Raw genomic sequence first — 229 nt, forward strand, 5'->3', positions numbered from 1 at the left:
GCCCCAGAAACGACGTTCGCCGCTTCTTCCAAGCCACCCGCCACATGTTCCACGACCTGGCTCGGCGACCATTTCCCCGGCGCGCGCGGCGTAGTCCAAGTCGCCGCTGATCTCTCCGCAGCCGCGACAAGGTCGAGGACGGCGGCGCGATTGGCCGCAAGCACATCATTGACATCAGCCAATGGGACCTCCGGTGCTCCAGTGCGTGAACCGGTAATCGACCTGAATG

General features: G+C 64.2%; 1 protein-coding gene. It reads right to left on the reverse strand.

Going from position 1 to position 229, the window contains the following annotated elements:
• The coding region (locus ACKPVM_RS20550) for a hypothetical protein (RefSeq protein ID WP_409311595.1) at nt 1-182 on the reverse strand (182 nt) is incomplete at its 3' end.
• Between the last annotated feature and the right edge of the window lie 47 nt (nt 183-229).

It is taken from the genome of Pectobacterium hainanensis, assembly GCF_046237015.1.
GTDB lineage: Bacteria > Pseudomonadota > Gammaproteobacteria > Enterobacterales > Enterobacteriaceae > JBJYIN01.